Annotated in this window: 8 protein-coding genes and 1 pseudogene; 5 read left to right on the forward strand and 4 right to left on the reverse strand. The window is 36.4% G+C overall.

Going from position 1 to position 10,924, the window contains the following annotated elements; genetic code table 11:
- The first annotated feature begins 208 nt into the window (after positions 1–208).
- Entirely contained in the window at positions 209–1,351 is a 1,143-nt protein-coding gene (locus tag ACN4EE_RS20075; protein ID WP_431708275.1) for a DegT/DnrJ/EryC1/StrS family aminotransferase, read from the forward strand.
- Between the two features lie 114 nt (positions 1,352–1,465).
- Here the strand turns inward: ACN4EE_RS20075 and ACN4EE_RS20080 are convergent, their stop codons facing one another.
- Both ACN4EE_RS20080 and ACN4EE_RS20085 read right to left on the reverse strand, forming a co-directional pair.
- Complete coding sequence (locus tag ACN4EE_RS20080) at positions 1,466–2,596, reverse strand: sodium-dependent bicarbonate transport family permease (RefSeq protein ID WP_431708276.1); 1,131 nt, start codon at positions 2,594–2,596, stop codon at positions 1,466–1,468.
- 354 nt (positions 2,597–2,950) lie between these two features.
- The gene (locus tag ACN4EE_RS20085) at positions 2,951–3,193 is read right to left on the reverse strand and encodes a hypothetical protein (RefSeq protein WP_431708277.1); all 243 of its coding nucleotides are present in this window, start codon (positions 3,191–3,193) and stop codon (positions 2,951–2,953) included.
- A 661-nt stretch (positions 3,194–3,854) separates the two neighbouring features.
- Between ACN4EE_RS20085 and ACN4EE_RS20090 the strand changes: the two genes are divergently transcribed.
- Positions 3,855–4,202: a P-II family nitrogen regulator gene (locus ACN4EE_RS20090; RefSeq protein WP_431708278.1), complete on the forward strand. Its 348-nt coding sequence runs from the start codon at positions 3,855–3,857 to the stop codon at positions 4,200–4,202.
- Between the two features lie 154 nt (positions 4,203–4,356).
- On the opposite strand, the gene ACN4EE_RS20095 is transcribed toward ACN4EE_RS20090, so the two are convergent.
- Positions 4,357–4,710 (reverse strand): hypothetical protein, encoded by a 354-nt coding sequence (locus tag ACN4EE_RS20095; RefSeq protein ID WP_431708279.1) that lies wholly within the window; start codon positions 4,708–4,710, stop codon positions 4,357–4,359.
- A 390-nt stretch (positions 4,711–5,100) separates the two neighbouring features.
- On the opposite strand from ACN4EE_RS20095, the gene hpnJ reads away from it, so the two are divergent.
- Positions 5,101–6,531, forward strand: a complete 1,431-nt coding sequence (hpnJ, locus tag ACN4EE_RS20100; protein ID WP_431708280.1) for a hopanoid biosynthesis associated radical SAM protein HpnJ — start codon at positions 5,101–5,103, stop codon at positions 6,529–6,531.
- Positions 6,532–6,951: 420 nt separating this feature from the next.
- Here hpnJ and ACN4EE_RS20105 read toward each other — a convergent pair whose 3' ends face one another.
- Positions 6,952–8,325 (reverse strand): GAF domain-containing sensor histidine kinase, encoded by a 1,374-nt coding sequence (locus ACN4EE_RS20105; RefSeq protein ID WP_431708281.1) that lies wholly within the window; start codon positions 8,323–8,325, stop codon positions 6,952–6,954.
- Between the two features lie 396 nt (positions 8,326–8,721).
- On the opposite strand from ACN4EE_RS20105, the gene ftsH2 reads away from it, so the two are divergent.
- Positions 8,722–10,605, forward strand: coding sequence for an ATP-dependent zinc metalloprotease FtsH2 (ftsH2, locus tag ACN4EE_RS20110; RefSeq protein ID WP_431708282.1), 1,884 nt, complete (start codon positions 8,722–8,724; stop codon positions 10,603–10,605).
- Between the two features lie 136 nt (positions 10,606–10,741).
- A pseudogene (locus tag ACN4EE_RS20115) lies at positions 10,742–10,924 on the forward strand (Rpn family recombination-promoting nuclease/putative transposase); the annotation flags it as partial.

The raw sequence follows: 10,924 nt of genomic DNA on the forward strand, positions 1-10,924 counted from the left end.
CCAAGTAGCGATATTTGGAAGCCCACGCCTGTACCTTAGGTCAGCGTGGGAGTGTCACGGTGAAAAATGTTGATTTTTTCACTCATTACTCATTACTCATTACTCATTACTCAACTTCTGCAAGAAGTCTAATATTCCTGATGATAATGAGAAGAAATAGTGTAAACTCTAAGGTTAATCTTTGTTATTTCTTCATAGCAATCTTGAAATGAAAATTCCTGTTCTTGATTTAAAGCGTCAATATCAACAACTAAAAGGGGAAATTGACAGCGCGATCGATCATGTGTTAGAGTCAACTCAATTTGTATTAGGACCCGAAGTTCAACTTTTAGAACAAGAAATCTCTCAGTATTTAGGTGTCAAGCATTCGATCGCTGTCAACTCTGGTACAGATGCTCTAATCATTGCCCTACGGGCTTTAAATATCGGGGCAGGAGATGAAGTAATTACTACTTCCTTTTCATTTTACGCCACAGCAGAATCCGTCAGTTTAGTGGATGCAAAACCTGTATTTGTGGACATTAATCCTCAGAGTTTTAATATCGACACCGAAGCAATTAAAGACAAGATAACTGATAAAACTAAGGCTATTATACCCGTTCATCTTTACGGACAACCTGCCTCCATGACACAGATAATGGCAATCGCCGAAGAGTACGGTTTAAAAGTGATCGAAGATTGCGCTCAGGCTTTTGGGGCGGTATATTATGGAGATTGTCTTGAATGCCATAAACCTTGTGAAGATAAAGAAGGCATAATCGGCAAATACGTTGGTGGCATTGGAGATGTGGGTGCTTATTCCTTTTATCCTACCAAAAATTTAGGTGCTTATGGTGACGGAGGTATGATAGTCACTAATGATGATTCGATCGCCGAATTAGCGACAATGTTGCATCTTCACGGTGCGAAGAAAAATTATCATAACGAATTATTGGGTTATAACTCCCGTTTAGACAGTTTACAAGCCTGTGTTTTACGCATCAAATTAAAATATATTAATCAATGGAATCAGGCAAGAAGAAATATTGCCGATACTTATAATCAACTATTAGCTAATAACCCTAATATTATTACCCCAATGATGACTAAAGGTCACGTTTTTCACCAATATACCATTAGAGTCATCAACGGCAAAAGAGACGAATTGAAGGAATACTTAGCTAATTTGGGCATTGGTAGTATGATTTATTATCCGATTCCTCAAGATCAATTACCAGTTTATCAAGGACAATATACTCCTAATCCTATATCCATGAAACTAGCACAAGAAGTGTTAAGTTTACCCATTTATCCCGAATTATCCTTAGAAAATGTGGTAGAAGTTGCCCAAGCTATTAACAATTTTTCCTAGAGTTGGATCGAAATTATGCAATCACCCCTGTAAAACAGGCATCTTGCCTGTAGGAGTTAAATATTATTCAACCCCGACAAGCCAACAAAGATACAACAAAGAGAATAATTGAAATCAACCGCCCATAAGAGCTTGAGCTAGTCCGACAAAAAATGGTATGCAAATGCCGATGGCAATAGGTGTACCGATGGCGGTGGATGCACCGATATAGGCGGAAGGGTTAGCGGAGGGAATACCTGCTCGTAAAGTGGGAGGTCCAGAAATGTCGGAACTAGAACAAGCGATAACAGCTAAGATTACCACCCCGCCCATACTGAAACCCATAGTATAGTGGGCAATCAGTCCTAAACCAAAAGCAATAAGCCCATGAACAAAAGGTGCGATCAAACTATACACAACATACCATTGAGCAACCTTACGCAGTTCACCAATTCTCGACCAAGCCTCCATGCCCATAACCAACATCAGGATTGAAAGTAAACCACGAAAGGGTGGATTATAAAAGCCTTCGTAAACACTTTCTGGTCGAGTAAATATGCCTAGTGCCATACCTAGTAACATTGCCGATAAAGCAGGACCTCGGAGACTTTCTTCAATAATAGGCCAAATTTGAACACCCTTTTTTGACTTATTCTGTTGCTGACTGAGATACTCCTGTCTGGTGGTAGGATAATCAGGGCTACTGTGATATTCTCCTGCCATAACTACCTCTTTAGCGAAAGATTCTTCTCTGATAAGCTCTTCAGTCATACGACTTTGCTTTTTACTGAGATAAATATTAGCAACCACGATCGCAGTAACTAGAGCAGGAATATCCATGAAGGGATAAAGCGCCCCTGCCCATGCCTCGAATTGAATCTTTTGTTCTTCTAGTACCGTCAAACCTGCCGCCATAGTAGAGCCACTGACTGCCCCAAATAATCCCCCAGTTGCGATCGCATCTACCGTTTTGACTTTTGGCATTTTAGCCAATGTATAACGGGCTATAAAAACAATTGCAATACCTGTTATGATGGAAAACAATACGGGTAATATCATCTCCGTCAAGTTGGAATTACGGATTGCAATCCCCCCCGTCAGACCGATTTTGGTAAGCAACATGAAGACAATGATCGTAGAAATCGCCTCTGGAATGACTAATTCACTACCAAGAGCGGCAATTATCATGCCACCGATCAAAAAAGCGAGAGTAGGGGACTGCAACTGCTTGATAAAGTCCATAAAGAAAAGTGACAAAAAATCCATTAATACCTCCTTATGCCTCCTCTAATAGGAGCGATTATTGTGATAAATGAGTTTGAAAAAGGTGAATTTTTCACCGTTACGGTACAGGGGGACGGAAAAACCTGTTTATATGATGTTGAAAAATAACCGCTCTGTGAATGGGAGCGAAGGTGATAACCGTCCATTATCACTAACATAGACTTTAAGCTATGGTTTTCTTTGATTTCATAATCTAAAATCTATATTAACTAATGTTGTTACTTTTTTCTATAAGTTTAAGCTGTAATTTTAAATCTAACCAATAAGTAGAGATTATCAATAATCACGGTACTTCCTCAGCAAAATTTGATGGAAGACATCTTCGATCGAAACGAATTAATCCACTTGTAATGGCGCAGATTCTATTGATTGCTTGGCTTCTAAAGGAGGATTGTATCGAGCTAGATTAACCCAAATTATGGAAACCAGTAAACCAAAACCGCAACCAATCAAGAAAATCCAACCGTGGGAAGGTTCTAAAACCCAGAGCAAACGGCGATTACTACTATACACTTGCACAATCCATCCCTCATGGGTATCTAACTTTGGCTGTGAATGCTTAGATTCAAAATTATTCATTGTTTTGACTCCATTTTTATTTATGTATATCTTTTAGACATCGACCTAATTACGAATAAGATGCCCGTGTTGAAAAAATCTAAAAAAAATAATTGTATCTTTGCTTTTGTATAGATAATATTCTATAATTTAAGCAAAAACCATAACCTTAAGTGTATGAAAAAGTTGAGCCAATAAGCAACATTTTTGACGAGATATTGAATTAAATTGCTAAATAGTTTAATAAGTTTAATTTATATTTTTTAAATTCTAGTTGCTTGTGCTTTAAATATCAAAAAGTCTCTATCCCTAAATACTGACAAAAAAGAAAATAAATTGTTTGCCTTTAAAATCTATTATTTACAATATTTACAGCAACTTTAAGCAATTTTTAAAAATTCTATATTGTCACAATTTAAACATTTATGATAAGATAACAGTCATCACCAACGAGTTAAAAATGGCAATAATCAGACTATTTAATATAGGTTTTTCTTATATTTGTTGTGGTGTAACCTATGAAATTTAGGAAAAAATTTATTACCTCAATCTAAGTCATTTATCGCCCTGAGCTTAAATACAGTGGATTAGTTAATACCTTAGTACTATATTTTCTGGGTCAGTTTAGGTCATTTATTAATTACATTCATTCAATAATTACACCCATTAAGAGGTAACATATATGGCAAAACATAATAAACTCGTCATTGTCACAGAAAAGTTATTGTTAAAACCAATCGCTAAGATTATTGACGATGCTGGAGCAACGGGTTATACTGTAATGGCCTGCGGTGGTAAAGGTAGTCGTAACGTTCGATCGTCTGGACAACCTAACGTTTCTGATACTTATGCCAATGTGAAGATTGAAGTGCTTACCACTGATAGGGAGATGGCATTGAAGATTTCTGATCAGGTGGCGGTACAGTTTTTTGAGGATTATTCAGGGATTATCTATATCTGTGAAGCTGAAATACTTCACGCTCATAAGTTGGGACAGATTCAGTGTTACGAGGGGGTGGCAGATGAATGATAAGTGCATAACTTTTATCATTGAGAAAAGAAGGGTTAAAACCCTGTACGGGGATAATATATTATGCCCTTGCAAACCAATCAAAAATCTTATAGAAGTCTATTAGACATTTCTATAAATACGGGCAAGATGACCGTTATACGGTAAAAAAATCTTAATTTGGGTTTTCGCCGAACAAATGATCTAAAATTCTTTTGTTCTCTGTTTGCAATCCCTTTATTTCTGATTGCATACTACGCATAATGCCAACACTTTCGACAAACATTTCACTTAGGGAAGCCATTTGTTGTCTAACTTCCCTAATTTCCGCCTGATTTTGAGTAGTTTGTTCAATTAACGATCGAATATCCGCCTGATTTTGAGCAGTTTGTTCAATTAACGATCGAATTTGAGCTTTATTTTCAGCAGTCTGTTCAATTAACGATCGAATATCCTTTTGATTATTAACTGCTACTTTAGCACAAGTTTCTAAAAGTATCTCGACTTGTTTTAATCTTTGTTCTGACATATAATTTTATTAGGTAAATTGGTATGGGATAGTTCGCGCTATCCTTACCTTGTAATTTTAACACAACAGACTTTCATCTACATTAAATTGTCTGTCAATAAATGTGTAGGTTGGGTTAGCGATAGCGTAACCCAAAAATAATTTAGGGGGTCTTGTGGACTTGTCTGTAAGGCTAGTGCCGTCCTGTGAAGCAGAAACTCTTAATTGCGAAGTTAAGAAGCCCACATCTGTACCGTTAGGTCAGTGTGGGAGATGTCACTATTTGTGGAGTTGGTGGGCAATGCCCACCCGACAAATTGGGTGCGTAAATTCTATAGCTATGGAGTTATTAAAATTGCCTTCCTAAGTTAAGATCATTGAATTATTGATGATAATAATTGATGTAATCTTATGAAAAAGACTCTGTTTCTCAATCCACCTTCTTTTGATGGTTTTGACGGTGGTGCAGGTGCAAGGTATCAAGCAAAACGGGAAATTACCTCCTTTTGGTATCCCACATGGTTAGCACAACCTTCGGCGTTGGTAGAAGGGAGTAAATTGATAGACGCACCTCCCCATAATCAAACAGTCGATGATGTCTTAAAAATTGCGAAAGATTACGAATTGGTGATAATGCACACTAGCACCCCTTCCTTAGCCAATGATGTAAAATGTGCGGAGGCGATTAAAGCTCAAAATCCAGATACTCGTATCGGTTTTATTGGCGCTCATGTGGCGGTGTTACCCGAAAAAACCCTTGAAGATAACCCTGTTATTGATTTTGTCTGTCGCAATGAATTTGACTATACTTGTAAAGAAGTGGCTGAGGGTAAAAATTTTGCAGATATTAAGGGTTTGAGTTATCGAGACAATCACGGTAATATTCTTCATACCGCAGAAAGGGATTTAATTCACGATTGGGATGCAATGCCTAGTGTTTTGCCCACTTATGCCCAAAATTTAGACATCAAAAAGTATTTCATCGGTTATCTTTTACATCCTTATATCTCCTTTTATACGGGGAGAGGTTGCCCTGCAAAATGTAGTTTCTGTTTATGGCCTCAAACTATCGGAGGACACAACTATAGAGCAAAAAGTCCCGAAGCCGTAGGGAAGGAAATGGAAATGGCGAAGAGTCTTTTCGGTAATTCTGTGCAAGAATATATGTTTGATGATGATACTTTCACTATTGATAAACAACGTGCCATAGCCATTAGTAAACATCTCAAACGCTTAAAGTTAACTTGGAGTTGTAATGCCCGTGCTAATCTCGATTATGATACTCTCAAACAGTTAAGGGATAATGGTTTAAGATTGTTATTAGTGGGTTTTGAGTCGGGTAATCAAGGTATTTTAGATGGTATCAGAAAAGGAATAAGATTAGATGTGGCTCGACAATTTATGAAAAATTGCCATAAACTAGGCATTAAAGTTCATGGTACATTTATTATCGGTTTACCTAACGAAAGTCAAGAAACCATTGAAGAAACTATCCGTTTTGCCTGTGAAGTAAGCCCTCATACTATACAAGTATCGATCGCCGCCCCTTACCCGGGTACAGAATTATACCGCCAAGCCTTAGAAAATAACTGGTTTAGCAGTCAAAATTTGATTTCTAACTCAGGGATTCAAACTTCGACTTTAGCTTATCCTAATCTTTCTTCCACTCAAATTGAAAATGCTGTAGAACAGATGTATAGACGTTTTTATTTTCGCCCTAAAGCTATCATTCCCATCGTATCAGAAATGTTAACCGATCGACAAATGTTAGTTAGACGTTTAAGGGAAGGGAAGGAATTTTTTAGTTACTTGAAAGAAAGACAGATGGTTAATCCCTCGTGAGGATTCAAGTAAACCTGAGTTTGACAATTTCAAGATAAAAGGGAGAAGAGGGGAAAGACAAAACATTGCTACTAATAACTGTTATTGGCTAACAAATATAATACTCTTGTTTAAAACTTTACTTTATCTTACCTGTTTGTTGGTATTAGAAAACTTTAATGAAAATATAGACAAATAAATATGGCTCTTTTACTTTGAGTATGATAAATTATGTCTAAAAAAAGGTGTCAGGCGGCGCACTGAGCGTAGTCGAAGTGTATCAGGTGGCAGGTGTTAGGTTAAATTAAAACTGTAAATTTATAACATTTGCATTTTTAAAATTTTAAACCTATTATATATCAAGACTTTTAACGATTATTTATTACCAAAATATCATAGCTACTGTAGAAGAACCTTCTTAATTCTTAATTCTTAATTTATTTAGGTATTTATAGGAATAGAAATAATAAAACGATACCCTAATTCTTGTGTACCTTGTAACGAAATATTGCCATTTTGAAGATGAGCTAAATAAGCACTAAATAGCAAACAAATTAAATCATAATCATCACTATTTCTTTTATTAATTGTTTCACTTAAATCATTTTCTAAAAAAAGATGAGCAAAATTATTCAGTGCCTCTTGATAAACATTAATTTTTTCCAGAGATATACCCTCTCCTAACCATGAATGAATGACTCGACAATTAATTTTTAAATACCCTCCTTTTTTTGATATATGAATTTGTATTTCTCCCCCAATTCTTGCTCCATCAATAATAGTAATTAATAAATAATATAAGGTTTTTTTGACCTTCTCTCGATCGAGTTGCCAAATTTTTTCACCCGGTTCGATCGATAATCGTAAAATATGTTCTCTATAATAGGCAGTTTTTTCTAAACTTTTAATAACTTGTTTACCTAAATTTTCTAAATCCACAGGCACAAATTCAAGATTCATCTCTGTTTTAAAATTGGCTAACTTCGTTATTTCATCTACTAAAGTAACCATTTCTTGTCCACTATCATGGATAATTTCGATATACTCTAATTGTTTAGAATTAAGTTTTCCATAAATTTCTCGTTTTAAAACACTAGACATTCCAATCACAGAAGTTAGGGGAATAGATAATTTTTGACTGAGTTTATTTAATAATTGATAAATTAATAATTTAATATATTTATCTGATATATTTTGCTCAAAAAATACCTCATTTTCATTAATTAAAATTGTTTGTTTTTGGTTATTTTTAATAATATTTTGTGTATAAATAATGACTTGATCTTTTTCATATTCTGCCATACACCAACGTGCTGTCATCAGCATAAAATTAAGTTCATATTCTGTAAATATTCGAGGAGTTATATCAAAAACTTCTAAACAACCGATACAGACATTATTAGATATAAATAAAGGTACACCTACATAAGCGATAACGCCATAATGTTGAGCAAGAATTGTCTTAGAAAAAAAAGAATCTTGGAGAGTATTATCTATAGCTAAATAATTTTGACTATCAATAACATGGGTAGCAAAAGCATCATCTCGACTAATTTTTCTAGTTTTAGCAATGGTATTCATTAACCCTAAATTAGACAAACCATAGACTGATTTAAGTCGATACTCATTTTCTAATAAAAATCCGAGACTAGCTACGGGAATATTAAGATTTTTGACAACAGTTTGAGTGGCTTCTTCAAAAAGGGGAATGATTTTTTCCTCTAATAGATTAAGATTTTGAATTGCTAAAATTCTCTTATTTTCTCTTTTTTGAATTGACTCATTATTTAAAATACAAAATAGCGGTTTTCTCATCTTAATCAATAGTTAGGGATTGTTGAAAAAGTTTTTTATGGATGCGAGGCAAAGCAACAGACAAACGGCAAAAGGCAAAAACCTAAATAAATTTTAAAAATACTCAAATTATACTCTTCTATCTCTTTGTCAGTATAAAAATCTTTGACAATACTTTGTAGAAGAAATTTTCATAATTTTAGCTGTTTTCTTCCCCCTCTTCCCCCTCTTCCCCCTCTTCCCCCTCTAGTTTTTGATCGAGAGGGAAAACCGAATATCATAGCATTTGCAGAAAAAATGAGAGATATGTTAAGTTTAGTTAAGAAATAGTTGTTACAATTGATCCTAAGTTAAAAAATCAAAGATAAGAACAAGTTAACTACTTATATCTGTCTTTTCACAAAAACTATAAAAAATATGAAATTATCTTGGCGTTCCGTCCTATTATGGACAATACCCTTTCTAGTCATTGGGTTTTTCATTTGGCAAGGCAGTTTTGCCACCAACATTAGCGACACTAGCAATAATACCGCTAGTACTCGCATGACTTACGGTCGATTCTTAGAATATCTTGATAAAGGTAGAGTCAGCAGTGTTGACTTATACGAAAATGGACGTACCGCTATTGTGGAAGCGATCGATCCTGAATTACGTCAAGTACAAAGATTAAGAGTTGACTTACCCGGTGCTTCCCCTGAGTTAATCACCAAATTAAGAGAATCTGGGGTTAATTTTGACTCTCATCCTTTACGCAACGAAGGCGCAATCTGGGGTATTTTGGGTAACTTAGTTTTCCCCGTATTGTTAATTGGTTCGTTATTCTTTCTTTTCCGCCGTTCTAGTAATATGCCGGGTGGACCGGGACAAGCCATGAATTTTGGTAAGTCTAAAGCCCGTTTTATGATGGAAGCAAAAACTGGAGTCATGTTTGATGACGTGGCTGGAATCGATGAAGCTAAAGAAGAACTACAAGAAGTAGTAACTTTCTTAAAACAACCTGAGAAATTCACCGCCGTTGGTGCAAGAATCCCTAAAGGTGTTCTATTAGTAGGTCCTCCGGGTACGGGTAAAACCTTACTAGCTAAAGCTATTGCAGGGGAAGCAGGTGTGCCTTTCTTCAGTATCTCTGGTTCAGAATTTGTCGAGATGTTTGTGGGGGTTGGTGCTTCTCGTGTACGGGATTTATTCAAAAAAGCCAAAGAAAACGCCCCCTGTTTAATCTTTATCGATGAGATTGACGCTGTGGGAAGACAAAGAGGCGCAGGTATCGGCGGTGGTAACGATGAAAGAGAACAAACTTTAAACCAACTCTTAACGGAAATGGATGGTTTTGAAGGTAATACTGGAATTATCGTTATTGCGGCAACTAACCGTGCGGATGTGTTGGATAGTGCCTTGATGCGTCCAGGACGTTTCGATCGACAAGTAATGGTTGATCCCCCTGATTTTAAAGGCAGATTAGGAGTTTTAGATGTTCACGCTCGTAACAAAAAAATTGCTTCTAGTGTTTCCTTAGAAGCCATCGCCAGACGTACCCCCGGTTTCAGTGGTGCTGACTTAGCGAACCTTTTAAATGAAGCGGCTATTTTAACCGCCCGTCGTCGTAAACCTGAGATTACCTTATCAGAAATTGATGCAGCAGTCGATCGAGTTATCGCAGGTATGGAAGGCACTCCTTTAGTGGATAGCAAGAGTAAACGCTTGATTGCTTACCATGAAGTTGGTCACGCTATTGTCGGTACTCTATTAAAAGATCACGATCCTGTACAAAAAGTAACCTTAATTCCTCGTGGACAAGCGCAAGGTTTAACATGGTTTACTCCGAACGAAGAACAAGGCTTAACCACCAAAGCCCAGTTAATGGCAAGAATTGCGGGTGCTATGGGAGGCCGCGCGGCTGAGGAGGAAGTTTTTGGTTATGACGAAGTAACCACAGGTGCTGGAGGAGATTTACAGCAAGTTACTGGGATGGCTCGTCAGATGGTGACACGATTTGGCATGAGTGAATTAGGCTCACTTTCTTTAGAAGGACAAGGCGGAGAAGTTTTCTTAGGGGGAGGCTTTATGAATCGTGCGGAATACTCCGAAGAAACCGCATCTCGCATTGATGCTGAAATTAAGATGTTAGCAGAACATGGTCATCAAATTGCCCGTCAAATTGTGCGTGAAAATCGGGAAGTGATCGATCGATTAGTGGACTTACTGATCGAAAAAGAAACTATGGATGGCGAGGAATTTCGTCAAATCGTAGCAGAATATACGATCGTACCCGAAAAAGAACAATTTGTTCCTCAACTCTAATTTTACCATCGTAGAACAGGCATCTTGCCTGTTTTTCTTCTTGAAATCTATTATTCAATTTCGATCGTTTTTATTATAACCTAGCTTTATAGCTAGGATTTTTTTTTGAATTTTCAAGATTGTCAAAGGAGTTTGAATGTTCGATAATATTTGCAAATTTTTAGCAGAATATTTCCGAGACGATTTGGTAACATGGTTATTAGGTAGCCCAATTCCATTAACCGAATTGAAACCCACAGAATTATCCAATGAACCCATTAGGGCAGATTCGTTAATATTATTACAGTCGGAGGATTTAGTTTTACATACAGAATTTCAG

It is taken from the genome of Geminocystis sp. CENA526 (assembly GCF_050753365.1).
Taxonomy (GTDB): domain Bacteria; phylum Cyanobacteriota; class Cyanobacteriia; order Cyanobacteriales; family Cyanobacteriaceae; genus Geminocystis.